12 protein-coding genes and 5 tRNA genes are annotated in these 12,953 nt (G+C 48.3%); 1 reads left to right on the top strand and 16 read right to left on the bottom strand.

The features are described from left to right. From BUA12_RS12075 to BUA12_RS12055, 5 genes are all read right to left on the bottom strand, one after another. A tRNA-Ala gene (locus BUA12_RS12075) sits at nt 1-73 on the bottom strand. 29 nt (nt 74-102) lie between these two features. Beyond that, a tRNA-Leu gene (locus BUA12_RS12070) sits at nt 103-184 on the bottom strand. A 10-nt stretch (nt 185-194) separates the two neighbouring features. Then, nucleotides 195-268: transfer RNA gene (locus tag BUA12_RS12065), tRNA-Pro, on the bottom strand. Between the two features lie 56 nt (nt 269-324). Continuing rightward, nucleotides 325-399 (bottom strand) — tRNA-Gly (locus BUA12_RS12060). 24 nt (nt 400-423) lie between these two features. Then, a tRNA-Val gene (locus BUA12_RS12055) sits at nt 424-499 on the bottom strand. A gap of 430 nt (nt 500-929) precedes the next feature. On the opposite strand from BUA12_RS12055, the gene BUA12_RS12050 reads away from it, so the two are divergent. Continuing rightward, nucleotides 930-1,838, top strand: coding sequence for a helix-turn-helix domain-containing protein (locus tag BUA12_RS12050; protein WP_084670201.1), 909 nt, complete (start codon nt 930-932; stop codon nt 1,836-1,838). Between the two features lie 28 nt (nt 1,839-1,866). Here BUA12_RS12050 and BUA12_RS12045 read toward each other — a convergent pair whose 3' ends face one another. The 11 genes from BUA12_RS12045 to ftsH all read right to left on the bottom strand — a co-directional run bounded on the left by BUA12_RS12045 (nt 1,867) and on the right by ftsH (nt 12,890). After that, nucleotides 1,867-2,232 (bottom strand): cupin domain-containing protein, encoded by a 366-nt coding sequence (locus BUA12_RS12045; RefSeq protein WP_072710864.1) that lies wholly within the window; start codon nt 2,230-2,232, stop codon nt 1,867-1,869. A gap of 76 nt (nt 2,233-2,308) precedes the next feature. Then, nucleotides 2,309-3,580 (bottom strand): glutamate-5-semialdehyde dehydrogenase, encoded by a 1,272-nt coding sequence (locus BUA12_RS12040; RefSeq protein WP_084670199.1) that lies wholly within the window; start codon nt 3,578-3,580, stop codon nt 2,309-2,311. Nucleotide 3,581: 1 nt separating this feature from the next. After that, nucleotides 3,582-4,415 (bottom strand): glutamate 5-kinase, encoded by an 834-nt coding sequence (proB, locus tag BUA12_RS12035; RefSeq protein ID WP_072710863.1) that lies wholly within the window; start codon nt 4,413-4,415, stop codon nt 3,582-3,584. A 139-nt stretch (nt 4,416-4,554) separates the two neighbouring features. Next, complete coding sequence (lysS, locus tag BUA12_RS12030) at nt 4,555-6,045, bottom strand: lysine--tRNA ligase (protein WP_072710862.1); 1,491 nt, start codon at nt 6,043-6,045, stop codon at nt 4,555-4,557. 13 nt (nt 6,046-6,058) lie between these two features. Beyond that, entirely contained in the window at nt 6,059-7,063 is a 1,005-nt protein-coding gene (dusB, locus tag BUA12_RS12025; RefSeq protein ID WP_072710871.1) for a tRNA dihydrouridine synthase DusB, read from the bottom strand. A 1-nt stretch (nt 7,064) separates the two neighbouring features. Continuing rightward, entirely contained in the window at nt 7,065-7,532 is a 468-nt protein-coding gene (gene folK, locus BUA12_RS12020) for a 2-amino-4-hydroxy-6-hydroxymethyldihydropteridine diphosphokinase (RefSeq protein ID WP_072710861.1), read from the bottom strand. Next, the gene (gene folB, locus BUA12_RS12015) at nt 7,532-7,897 is read right to left on the bottom strand and encodes a dihydroneopterin aldolase (RefSeq protein WP_072710860.1); all 366 of its coding nucleotides are present in this window, start codon (nt 7,895-7,897) and stop codon (nt 7,532-7,534) included. The genes folK and folB overlap by 1 nt, the downstream gene beginning before the upstream one ends. Then, nucleotides 7,890-8,678: a dihydropteroate synthase gene (gene folP, locus BUA12_RS12010; protein WP_072710859.1), complete on the bottom strand. Its 789-nt coding sequence runs from the start codon at nt 8,676-8,678 to the stop codon at nt 7,890-7,892. The genes folB and folP overlap by 8 nt, the downstream gene beginning before the upstream one ends. Nucleotides 8,679-8,863: 185 nt before the next feature. Further along, nucleotides 8,864-9,793, bottom strand: a complete 930-nt coding sequence (gene cysK, locus BUA12_RS12005; protein ID WP_072710858.1) for a cysteine synthase A — start codon at nt 9,791-9,793, stop codon at nt 8,864-8,866. A gap of 67 nt (nt 9,794-9,860) precedes the next feature. Next, the gene (gene hslO, locus BUA12_RS12000) at nt 9,861-10,733 is read right to left on the bottom strand and encodes an Hsp33 family molecular chaperone HslO (RefSeq protein ID WP_072710857.1); all 873 of its coding nucleotides are present in this window, start codon (nt 10,731-10,733) and stop codon (nt 9,861-9,863) included. A 63-nt stretch (nt 10,734-10,796) separates the two neighbouring features. Next, nucleotides 10,797-12,890 carry an ATP-dependent zinc metalloprotease FtsH gene (gene ftsH, locus BUA12_RS11995; RefSeq protein WP_072710856.1) on the bottom strand — a complete coding sequence of 698 codons (2,094 nt, stop codon included), beginning with the start codon at nt 12,888-12,890 and terminating at the stop codon, nt 10,797-10,799. Nucleotides 12,891-12,953: the final 63 nt, after the last annotated feature.

Genomic DNA, 12,953 nt, shown 5'->3' with positions numbered 1-12,953 from the left:
TGGAGACTAGCGGGATCGAACCGCTGACCTCCTGCGTGCAAGGCAGGCGCTCTCCCAGCTGAGCTAAGCCCCCGTGTAACAATATATGGATGATAAAAATGATGCGGGTGAGAGGACTTGAACCTCCACGTCCGAAGACACTAGATCCTGATTCTAGCGCGTCTGCCAATTCCGCCACACCCGCGTTGTAAAAGTCGGGAAGACAGGATTCGAACCTGCGACCCCTTGGTCCCAAACCAAGTGCTCTACCAAGCTGAGCTACTTCCCGCTAAGTTGTTTTGACTGCCTTCAAAAAAATAAAACGGTATAACCGCTTAATGAAAATGGAGCGGAAGACGGGATTCGAACCCGCGACCCCCACCTTGGCAAGGTGATGTTCTACCACTGAACTACTTCCGCAATATGTAGATTGAATTTTAGAAATGGTGGAGAATGACGGGCTCGAACCGCCGACCCTCTGCTTGTAAGGCAGATGCTCTCCCAGCTGAGCTAATTCTCCGTTCACCGGATGATGAATACTAATACATCATAATATATCACTCGTTACAATGTCAACACTATCTTAACATTTTAAAGTGTAAAAAGGGAAAGCAGGTGAAAACACTCAATATGATTGAGGTTTTCGCCTGCTTTTGGGAGCTAATGTATTTATACAAAAATGTATAACATAATCAATGGTGCTTCTGGAGAGTCGTGTCTTACATTAAATAAAGGATAGGATCAACCGGTAAACTCTTTGTGCCAACGATTGTGAGTATTCCTGTCAACGCAATTGCAGTAATGAAACTCATTGCTCTTTTCATAATATCTCCCCCACCTCTTTGTGATGGTTTAATTGTACTACGAATATTCTGACTTCATCAAAAGTTTTCATATATGAAAATCAATATGTCTATTGTTTTCTTTTTACTTATGAAGATTCTTATAGTATGTTTAATATCAAATCGACATCAGAGGTGAGGGAAATGTCCAATCAGTCCATAGGTATGCTGATCAGGGAATTCAGACAGTCACGGAACCTTACAATGAAGGAAGTATGTGACAACGACTTGTCAATCGCCCAGTTGTCCAAATTCGAACGCGGCGTCAGCGAAATCACCATCAACAAATTGCTGATGATACTGGATAAATTGAATATCACCGTTGAAGAATTCTTCCACGCCGAAAAAGAATTTGAACTGAGCGAATTTGAACAACTTATACTGGATATGAAGGAACACTACATAAATCGTGACGTCGATAAAATTCTTGCACTCAGAGACGGTCAGTCCAGGAAATATGAAGAAAGAAACATCAAATTCTTCGAATTGAATGCGATCATGCTCTCTGCCCTGATCAAAGACCTCGACGAAGATCAATATGACTGGGAGGACCGGGAGCCCAAATTGATCGATCATCTGATGGAAGTGGATATATGGTGCAATTATGAAATCGTGCTTTTTGCCAATTCAATTTCCCTGTTCACCGTTGAGGCACTGGTCATGCTGACCAACGAGATGATCAACAATACACAATATTATCATGTGATCGGAAAGCACCGGACGATCACCATACAAACATTGACGAATGTGATACTGATTCTTCTGGAGAAAGGTGAAACCTTCCACAGTAAAATGTTTCACGATACTCTGGAAGAGCTCTTGGAAATAGACCAGTATATGCTTTATGAAAAAAACGTTTCAAAATATCTTAATGGCTTCCATCACTTTTCCACAGGGGAGGAAGCCCGTGGCATCCAGTTAATGGAGGAATCCATCCAAACATTCGATATTCTGGACCGGAAACAGCTTGCCGATAATTTTCGGGCCCATCTCAACAATCTTCAAATGCAAAAATGAGCGAAGGGTCCCTTCGCTCATTTTCATTTTAAATATCCTCGACCGGGTCCATCCATTCCACTTCACCAGCGGTCAGCGCGAGATGGACCAGTTCGCTGTCTTTCTTGGCGCCGTGCCAGTGGACGACATCCTTATCGATGTTGATGACATCCCCGGCCTTGATCGTCTGCAGCGCTTTGCCCTCTTCCTGATACCAGCCTTCACCATGGGTGACAAGCAGCACCTGCCCGATTTCATGGGAATGCCACTTCGTCCTGCCGCCTGGTTTGAATGTCACATTGGCAATCGGTGTATTCAACGGCGCATCTTCATTGAATAACACATTAAAATACACTTCCCCAGTGAAGTTATCCGTCCTCTGTTCACCCTGCGGAAAGATTTTTTCAGAAGCCATCCGACCTCTCCCCTTTCATTTAAGTGTCATCTCCAAAATACCACGTTTAATGCGGTCATTGAAATGAATGACACCACTATTCCCTGATCTGTCCCGATCCTTCGACGATATATTTATAGCTTGTGAGTGCTTCCAGGCCCATCGGCCCTCTGGCATGAAGCTTCTGGGTGCTGATGCCGATCTCGCCACCAAAGCCGAACATCTCGCCGTCCGAGAATCGTGTGGATGCATTGACGTAGACAGCCGCGGAATCCACTTCATTAAGGAAATCCTGTACGACCTGGTAATCCGTCGCTATGATTGCATCGGAGTGACCGGTTGAATATTTGTCGATATGAACGATCGCTTCTTCATATCCATCCACGACTTTGACCGCGATATCGTACCCGAGGTATTCATCGGTATAATCCGACTCTCCCGCAGCGACTGCATTTCCGATGAGACTGCAAGTCCTTGCATCACCGTGTATCGTGACACCCGCTTCTTCCAGCGCAGCAGCAAACATCGGGAGGACGTCCTCTGCAACACTTTCATCCACAAGCAGGGTTTCCAGCGCGTTGCACACCGACACCCTGTGGGTCTTCGCGTTGACGATCAGTGAAGCGGCCATTTCCATATCAGCGGATTCATGGACATACATATGACAGTTCCCCGTGCCAGTCTCTATCACCGGCACAGTCGCCTGTTTCAGCACAGCCTGGATCAATCCCGCACCGCCCCTCGGTATCAGGCAGTCCACCCCTTCATTGAACTGCATGAACTGGGTGGCGAGCGCCCTGGACGGATCTGTGATCAGCTGGATGCTTTCCTCGGGCACGTTGGTTTCCGCGAGTCCCGCCTGCAGCACTTCAACGATTGCGGCATTGCTGTTCAGCGCCTCTTTACCACCCCTTAAGATGACGGCGTTCCCCGCCTTCAGGCAAAGCCCCGAAGCATCGGCCGTCACATTCGGACGCGATTCGTAAATGATGCCGATGACCCCGAGAGGCACTCTTTTCTTGCTGATTTTAAGCCCGACATCATTGACCCACTGACCGTCACTTTTTGAAGTCGGATCTTCCAGTCCCGCCATCTTCTTCAAGCCTTCCTGCATGCCTTCAAGCCTGTCGGGATTCAAGGTCAGCCTCTCGATCAACGCATCCGACAATCCATTCTCTTTGCCGTTTTTGATATCTTCAGCGTTCGCTTTCAATATCTTCTCATGATTATCCTCAATTGCTGCACTCATTGCATACAGCGCCTCATTCTTATCACCTGCAGGCAGGTTCCTCAATACCTTCGCAGAATTTTTGGCGTTTTGTCCCATTTTCTGAAGAATACTTTGCTCTGCCATCATTGTTTCAGTCATATCATTCATCCCCCTGTATCATTAATTCCACAGATTCTTTTTTGAATAAAGTTCCGACGTCCGCACCTTCCAGTATGTCAAAGACGATTGTTGGATCTTTCGCTGAAGCGATCATCATGCTCTTACCGTTGTCCATCATACGTTTTGCCGCACCGAGCTTCGTTTCCATCCCGCCTGTAGAAAAGACAGAGCCGGCACCGCCTGCCATGTTTAATATTTCATCATCGATTTCCCCCACGAAAGGAATCAGCTTCGCATCCGCTTCCGTATGAGGGTTGGCATCAAACAGCCCGTCTATGTCGCTGAGTATAATCAACAGATCAGCATCCACGACTTCCGAAACCACAGCTGAGAGCGTATCATTCTCACCGAATTTTGAACAGTGGCCGGATTCATCGACATACACCGCATCATTCTCGTTGATGATCGGCATGATATTATTTTTGAGCAGCGAGTTTATCGCCGTCTTACAGTTCGCATATGAACTCGGATAATTGACGATGTCACGCGTCATAAGTATTTGACCCACATGCTGGTCATAATGCTGGAAGAACCGGCTGTATAGATTGATGAGTTCACCCTGGCCCATTGAAGCAAGCGCCTGCTTTTCGGCGATATCTTCAGGGTACTCATCAAGGTTCATCATGCTCGCCCCGACACCGACGGCACCGGATGCCACCAGTATGACATCACACCCCTGCTGCCGAAGGGTCGCACAAACGAATGCAAGGCGGTCCATCTTATGATAGTCGATTTCGCTTATGGATTTCATGATGGAGTTCGTTCCAATCTTAATCACGACACGATTTACATCTTTTAAAATATCACGATTCATATTCCCCACTCCTGACTTACATAATGATTGTAATTATACATGAACTCGCATATAAATAAACCCCTAAAGAGAATGAATACGTTTTCATGCATAAAAAGTGCAAAACCTGATTCTTCGGGCTTTGCACTTCCACTTCATATCATCTTTGTTTCATGTAAGGGAACAACAGGACATCGCGTATGCTCGCTGAATCCGTGAGCAGCATGACCAGTCTGTCCACACCGATTCCGAGCCCGCCTGTCGGCGGCATACCGTATTCCAGCGCTTCTATGAAGTCCTCATCCATATCATGGGCTTCATCATTACCCGCTTCTTTTTCCGCCACCTGGGATTCAAATCGGTTTCTCTGATCAATCGGGTCGTTCAACTCGGTGAACGCATTCGCATGTTCGCGTCCGACGATGAACAGCTCGAAACGGTCCGTGAATCTCGGATCATCTGCATTCTGTTTGGCAAGCGGGGATATTTCAATTGGATGACCGTACACGAAGGTCGGCTGAATCAGCGTTTCTTCAATTTTCTGTTCGAAGAATTCATTTAATATATGACCATACTTCATTGTGTCCTTCACTTCAATACCATGCGCTTTGGCAAGGGCATGGGCCTCTTCATCGGATTTGACCTCATAAAAATTGACACCTGTCGCTTCTTTGACCATATCCACCATGTGCACGCGTTTCCAGCCGGTGCCAAGGTGGATGTCTTCACCGCCGTACTGTACCGTCGTACTGCCGGTGACTTTTTCTGCAATGTATGCGATCAGTTCTTCAGTCAAGTCCATGATGTCATTGTAATCCGCATAAGCTTCATACAGTTCAATCATCGTGAACTCAGGGTTGTGCCGTGTTGATATACCTTCATTTCTGAAGACCCGGCCGATTTCATAAACCTTCTCCATACCACCGACGATCAGCCGCTTTAAATGCAGCTCTATCGCAATACGCATGAAAAGGTCGACATCGAGTGCATTATGGTGCGTGATGAACGGTTTTGCCTGGGCGCCGCCGGCAATCATATGCATCATCGGTGTCTCGACCTCAAGGAAACCGTGGTCATTCAAGTAATTCCGCATCTCCTGTATGATTCTGCTGCGCTTGATGAAAGTCTCCTTCGAATCTTCACTGGTGATCAAGTCCAGGTAACGTTTACGGTAGCGCTCCTCGATATCCTTCAGTCCGTGATATTTATCAGGCAGCGGGCGGAGTGCTTTCGTCAAAAGTTTGAAGTCCTGCACTTTGATCGACAGCTCACCGGTGTTCGTTTTGAACATGACACCTCTGACACCGATGATATCGCCGAGATCGGCCTCTTTCCATAAATTATCGAAATCCTCATCACCGATCTGGTCTTTCCTGACATAGATCTGGATTTGGCCGTTTATATCCTGGAGGTGTGCAAAGCCCGCCTTCCCTTTGCCCCGCTTCGTCATCAGGCGCCCTGCGACCACCGTCTCGGATTCACCTTCTTTTTCTTCAAGCTCATCTTTTGTATATTGGTCCCAGTCTATTTTGAGCTCGTCTGAATATGATGTACGTTCAAATTTTTCACCAAAAGGATCGATGCCGAGATCAATCAATTGCTGCATCTTTTCTCTTCTGACACTCACCTGGTCATTCATTTCTTCTGTCAACACTGAACACTCCTTAGTTTTTTTGAACTGCTGATTCTTCCTGCCGTTCTTTCAATTCCACGATGAAGTCATCTGCAATTCTTATGACTTCCTCTCTTGTCATCGCCTGGTTGATCGCTTTACGGACATGTCCGTTGCCTTTGATGCCCTTTAAATACCATGAAGCATGCTTGCGCATCTCCATTACAGCAATCTTTTCACCTTTCAGATGAATCAGCCGATCCATATGAAGCTTCATCACTTCAATCTTGCTTTCGTAATCCGGCTCATCAATCAGTTCGCCGGTCTCCAGGTAATGGACGGTCCTGTAAATGATCCAGGGGTTGCCGAGGGCGGCCCGTCCGATCATCACGGCATCGACACCCGTTTCCTCAAGCATCGCCCGGGCAAGTTCCGGACTGCTGACATCGCCGTTCCCAATGACGGGGATATCCACTGCTTCCTTGACCTGTCTGATGATTTTCCAGTCGGCTTCACCTTCATACATCTGCACTCTTGTACGGCCGTGCATGCTGATCGCCGCTGCACCGGCACGCTCAGCCATCCTGGCATTTTCAACGGCATAGATGTGGTCGTCATCCCACCCGGTCCTCATCTTGACGGTGACCGGCTTTGATACGCTGCCGGTGACCGCTTTGACCATCTCATAAATCTTTTCAGGATCGAGCAGCCATCTCGCCCCTGCTTCGCATCGTATGATTTTTGAGACGGGGCATCCCATATTGATGTCTATTATATCCGCATTCGTATTCTGATCCACATACTTCGCCGCTTCGACCAGTGTATCCTTCTCTCCACCGAATATCTGAAGGGACATGGGCCGTTCATTTTCATCAATATACAGCATCTTCATCGTTCTTTCATTGCCCGCAAGAAGCGCTTTGTCACTGATCATTTCAGCACATACCAGGCCGGCGCCGAATTCCTTCACCGTCAGCCTGAATGCAGCATTGCTCACACCGGCCATCGGGGCAAGAACGACACGGTTACTGATTTCCACATCACCTATTTTAAAGATGTCAGTCACCCCGCTCCAGATCTTCCTTCAGCTCGACGACAGTCTTTCCGAGTTTCGGATGTTTCACATGCGGTGCGATTTCAGCAAGGGGCTCCAGCACAAAACTGCGCTTCTGCATCTCTTTATGCGGAATCGAGAGGTCATCCAGTTCGATTTCCAGATCCTCATAAAGCAGAATATCGATGTCAATGATTCTCGGCCCCCACACTTCTTCCCTGATGCGTCCGAGAGAATGCTCAATGCCGAGAACCGTCTCAAGCAGGGTGAGCGGTGACATGCGTGTATCGATTTCAACACACATATTCAGGAATTCAGGCTGGTCCGTTTTCCCATAAGGTGCAGTTTCCAGAACCGATGATCGTTTCGTCACTTCAATTTCATCAAAACTGTTCAAGGCGTCGATTGCACTTTCCAGATTTTCTTCCCGGTCACCCAGGTTGCTGCCCATGCCAAGATAAACATTTGCCATCAAAATTCCCGCTTTCTGTTTATTGTGATGCTCACATCTTCATAGTGTCCGTCGATAGGCGGACTCGGTTTGGTCACTGTAACATCCATCTCTAATATTTTATCATACCGGTCAAACAAGGCCATTGAAACTTTCCCGGCCAGGTGCTCGATCAGATTGACCGGTTCGCTCTTGACGATCTGCTCTATAAGTTCGTATGCTTCCCCGTAATGCACTGTACCGTTCAAATTATCGTCCTCTGAAGCCGTCCTCAAGTCCAGATACATCGTGACATCGATGATGAAAAACTGCCCGAGCACACGCTCCGCTTCGAGGGCACCGTGGTATGCATATACTTTGATTCCATTTATTTTGATATTATCCATCCATATCTTCCCGTAGTCTGACATAGGCATCCGCCAGCTGGCGGTTGATGCCGATATTATGGACCCGTACGGCCTTCACACCTTTTTCAAGGCCGTAAATCGTGGTTGCAGCGGTCGCTGTGTCCCTCTCCCCGGCCTGCGAGTCACCATCAATCAGTTCTTTGATCATCCGCTTACGGCTGGTCGCAAGTAAAACCGGATAGCCCACGGCGACAAGCTCGTCGAGCCGCCGCATGACCTCAAGCTCTTCCCTGCGCGTCTTGGCAAAACCGATCCCCGGATCAAGCCATATATTTTCCTTTTTAACGCCATGTGATAATGCAAGCGCTGCGGATTCCGTAAGCTCTTCAATCATATCCCCGACCACATCATCATATTTTTCATGATGATTATTATGCATCAGGAAAATAGGCACATTAAATTCAGCTGCCACATCAAGAATGGCTTCATCATATGTACCCCGCCACTGGTCATTGATCATCGTTGCACCTGCCGCGATTGCCTCCCTTGCCACATTCGAACGGAACGTATCCACGGATATATCAACGCCCAAACCCCTGATTGCCTCAATGACAGGCTTCACTCGTCTGATTTCTTCCTCTTCCGTGACTTCCGAATGCCCCGGGCGCGTGGAATAACCGCCGACATCTATGATGTCCACACCCTCTTCGACCATTTCATGTGCGCGTTCAACCGCGCTTCCGGCATCATGATATTTGCCGCCATCACTGAATGAGTCCGGCGTGATGTTCAGTATTCCCATGATTTTAAGTTTTTCCATGACACATACCTCTTATATTTAGAATTTGAACAGACACATTATAACACGTTTGTGATCAACGATTCCACACTTCAAAATACGGTGATCCGGGGAAATTGCGGACATCAGGAAAGAGTAAATAAAAAATGACTGCGGGTAAGCTGCCGGGCAGCTTATTCACAGTCATTCCTGTTTGGTTTTACAGATTAATCATCGAAGTTGAACAATGCGGTGGATAGATATCTTTCGCCGTTTGAAGGCAGGACGACAATGACATTTTTACCTTTACCGAGTGCTTTCGCTAAATCGAGGCCGACTTTAACTGCAGCCCCGGAAGATATACCGCCGAGTATGCCCTCTTTTGCTGCCAGTTCACGGCCGGTTTCCATCGCTTCTTCATTCGTGACCGTCGCAACTTCGTCATAGATTTCCGTGTTCAATGTTTTCGGCACAAAGCCTGCGCCGATTCCCTGAATCTTGTGCGGCCCTGGATCTTTCCCGCTCAAAATCGCGGAATCCGTCGGTTCAACCGCCACGATCTTCACATCAGGGTGATGTGCCTTCAGTACACGGCCTGCACCTGAGACTGTGCCGCCCGTACCTATGCCGGAGATGAAGCCGTCTATGGAAAGTCCTTCCATCTGATTGACCAATTCAACACCGGTCGTTTTTTCATGGATCTCAGGGTTCGCCATGTTTTCGAACTGCTGCGGCATGAAATAACCTTCTTTTTCCGCCAGTTCGCCCGCTTTTTTAATGGCACCCTTCATGCCGTCGGCACCGGGTGTGAGAACAAGTTCCGCCCCGTATGCACGCAGCAGGTTACGTCTCTCTTTACTCATTGTATCAGGCATGACGAGGGTCGCTTTATAACCTTTGCTTGCAGCAACCATTGCAAGGCCGATACCGGTGTTGCCGCTTGTCGGTTCGACGATTGAAGTATCTTTGTCAAGCTTCCCCTCTTTTTCTGCCGCTTCGATCATCGCCAGTGCAATTCTGTCTTTTACGGAACTGCCCGGGTTCATGAATTCCAATTTCGCATATACATCTGCGCTGTTTTCATCAGTGAGGCTGTTCAGTTTTACAAGAGGTGTGTTGCCGATCGTTTCTGAAATGTTGTTATAGACTTTGCTCAAAGAAAGCCCTCCCTTTTCCTAGTTTGTCACTATGAATATAGCACGCAAACCGCTGCATTACAATAAATTAGTGCGTAATCAGTTCTTTCAGCTCTTCTTTGTCAATCCATACTTTGTTGCGGCAGAAATGGCAGTCTGCTTCAGCTCCGCCGTCTTCCTGGATCATTGACATGATTTCCGAGGGATCAAGTGCCGCGATGGCGTTCAGGAACCGCTCTTTCGAACAGCTGCATTCGAAGGAAACCGGCATTTCACCGAGCTCTCTCCAGTTCTTTTCCCCAATCGCTTCATCTATAATCTCGCGCGGGGACAGCCCCTTGTCAATCTGCTGGGATACGGGTGACATTTCCTTCGCCCGTGCGTCAAGGAACTCAAACGTCTCATCCCCCGCTTCCGGGAGGACCTGGATGATGAAGCCGCCTGCAGCTTTGATTGTATTATCCGGGTTGACCAGCACGCCGAGCCCCACGATGGAAGGCACCTGCTCACTCGCATAGAAATAGTAGGAAAAATCTTCGGCAATTTCACCAGATACTATTTCAGTGGAACCTGTGAAATGCTCTTTTAAACCTATATCTTTTACAACCCTCAGGGCCCCCTCAGTGCCGACTGCCCGTTTCACATCAAGCTTGCCTGAACTGTTCAGGTCAAAATGGACATGCGGATTGCCCAGATAGCCCCGGACCGTACCATCCGCATTGCTGTCGACCACGATTGCCCCGATCGGTCCGCCGCCTTCAATGGTGGCTGTCACCTTTTCTTCGTTCTTCAGCATTGAACCCATCAATACCGCTGCGGTCATGGCACGACCGAGCGCCGCTGCTGCCGTAGGATATGCACCGTGGCGGCTCACCGCTTCATTGATCGTTTCAGTCGTATCCACTGCCAATATACGGATTTCATCGTTCAATCCCAATCCTCTTACCAAATGATCACTCATCTTATTCCTCCTGAATCATCAAAAGTCGCCTCGCGGCGACTTTTGATGTACTTATTTTCTCTCTTATCTCCTGTTATCGTCATCCTGCTCTTCTGCATGTCTTCTCTGTTCACCAAGACGCCCGTCATCTTCACGGTCTGCCGGTTCATTGACCATGTCCGGACGTTCTTCCGGACTGCGGTCGGAATCTTCAGAAGAGCTTTCTTTATCTTCTGCTTCTTTTTTCACTTCTTCAAATGATTTGCCGATTTTCCCTTGTCCGCCGGAATCTTCAAGGCTGGAATCATCCGTATGATCTTCGTATTCCCTCACCGGCAGTTTGCCGTCGTAGAATAAACCTTCAATTTGTCCCCGGTCCAGAGTTTCGACTTCAAGCAGTGTTTCTGCAATCAAGACAAGCTGTTCCTTATGGTCGGTCAGTATCTGACGGCAGCGCTCATATTGCGTTTTGACGATGTTCTGCATTTCCTGATCGATTTCATAAGCAATCTTATCAGAATAGTTTGGATCTCCCTGCATGCTTTTACCCAGGAACACCTGGCCGTTCGATTCACCGAACTGCAACGGGCCGAGCTTGTCACTCATACCGTATTCCGTAACCATGCTACGCGCAATGCTTGTTGAACGCTGGAAGTCATTATGGGCACCCGTCGACACTTCACCGAAGTTGATCTCTTCGGAGACACGTCCGCCAAGCAGGCCGACGATTTTATCTTCGAGCTCGGGCTTGGTCATGAAGTAACGGTCTTCCTTAGGAAGCATGACAGCGTAGCCGCCTGCCTGCCCGCGGGGAACGATGGTGACTTTGTGGACCATGTCCGCATCATCCAGCACCATGCCGATGATGGTATGGCCGGCTTCATGGAATGCCACGATATTCCTCTCTTTTTCGGAAATCACTTTACTCTTCTTGGCAGGGCCTGCAATGACCCTGTCCGTCGCTTCATCAACGTCACGCATGTCGATCTTCGTCTTATTATATCTTGCTGCAACGAGCGCCGCTTCATTAAGCAGGTTTTCAAGGTCCGCTCCGGTGAAGCCCGGCGTACGCTGTGCAATTGACTTCAAGTCGACTGTATCATCCAGAGGCTTATTGCGTGAGTGGACTTTAAGCACTGCTTCACGCCCTTTGACATCCGGGCGGCCAACCTGGATCTGCCTGTCGAAACGTCCGGGACGCAGGAGCGCAGGGTCTAAAATATCCGCTCTGTTTGTTGCAGCAATCATGATGATGCCTTCGTTTTCACCGAACCCATCCATTTCGACGAGCAGCTGGTTCAAAGTCTGTTCACGCTCGTCATGACCGCCGCCTACACCGGCGCCACGCTGGCGTCCGACTGCGTCGATTTCATCGATGAAAATGATGCATGGCGCGTTCTTTTTTGCGTTTTCAAAAAGATCACGCACACGGGATGCACCGACACCGACGAACATTTCCACGAAGTCGGAACCACTGATTGAGAAGAACGGCACGCCCGCTTCCCCTGCAACGGCTCTTGCGATCAGCGTTTTACCCGTACCCGGAGGCCCCACCAAAAGCACACCTTTGGGAATACGCGCACCGATCTTGTCGAAACGCCGGTGATCTTTCAGGAAGTCCACGACTTCTATCAATTCCTGTTTCTCTTCGTCTGCACCGGCGACATCGTCAAAGCGGACCTTTTTCTTATTCTGGTCATAGAGCTTCGCTTTGGATTTGCCGAAGTTCATCATCTTGCCGCCGCCTCCGCCGCCACCCTGGGCCTGGCTCATCAGGAACAGGAAGAGGAACAGTATGAGCAGCAACGGAATGAATGTAAACAGCATCGTCGTCCATGGACTCTGCTGGTCAGCAGGCTCAACTGCGAAGTTCAGACCGTCCTGAGCCCGTGCCGTATCCAGGATGCTGTCGAGATCGTCCACACTGTTATATGGAATGACGGAGGTGAATGATTCCGCCTCTTCCTGGGTGCTCAGACGCCCCTCGATCAAATAGACATTCCTGTCCGGCTGGATAAGTAATTCTTCAACGTTGCCGGCTTCAAGTTGTTCTAAAAATTCATTGTACTGCAGCTCTTCTTCAAGGCCGCCAGTACCATTAAATTGTGAGAAAATACCAAACATGATGACAACTAATACAAGGATTAGTATCATATTACGACCTGTATTCTTCGGCATTCGTAATCCTCCATTTCTAATACACTAAAAAAAATAATATCATAATATCTTCAATTAATTCCA

Source organism: Lacicoccus alkaliphilus DSM 16010, from assembly GCF_900142805.1.
Taxonomy (GTDB): domain Bacteria; phylum Bacillota; class Bacilli; order Staphylococcales; family Salinicoccaceae; genus Lacicoccus; species Lacicoccus alkaliphilus.
This window is presented reverse-complemented; position numbering and strand designations above follow the sequence as displayed.

What these genes read in the sequence shown, in the direction of transcription:
- BUA12_RS12050 (WP_084670201.1), top strand. Translation starts at nt 930, where the DNA reads ATGTTTAATATCAAATCGACATCAGAGGTGAGGGAAATGTCCAATCAG.
- BUA12_RS12045 (WP_072710864.1), bottom strand. Translation starts at nt 2,232, where the DNA reads ATGGCTTCTGAAAAAATCTTTCCGCAGGGTGAACAGAGGACGGATAAC.
- BUA12_RS12040 (WP_084670199.1), bottom strand. Translation starts at nt 3,580, where the DNA reads ATGACTGAAACAATGATGGCAGAGCAAAGTATTCTTCAGAAAATGGGA.
- proB (WP_072710863.1), bottom strand. Translation starts at nt 4,415, where the DNA reads ATGAATCGTGATATTTTAAAAGATGTAAATCGTGTCGTGATTAAGATT.
- folK (WP_072710861.1), bottom strand. Translation starts at nt 7,532, where the DNA reads ATGGCAAATGTTTATCTTGGCATGGGCAGCAACCTGGGTGACCGGGAA.
- folB (WP_072710860.1), bottom strand. Translation starts at nt 7,897, where the DNA reads ATGGATAATATCAAAATAAATGGAATCAAAGTATATGCATACCACGGT.
- folP (WP_072710859.1), bottom strand. Translation starts at nt 8,678, where the DNA reads ATGGAAAAACTTAAAATCATGGGAATACTGAACATCACGCCGGACTCA.
- hslO (WP_072710857.1), bottom strand. Translation starts at nt 10,733, where the DNA reads ATGAGTGATCATTTGGTAAGAGGATTGGGATTGAACGATGAAATCCGT.
- ftsH (WP_072710856.1), bottom strand. Translation starts at nt 12,890, where the DNA reads ATGCCGAAGAATACAGGTCGTAATATGATACTAATCCTTGTATTAGTT.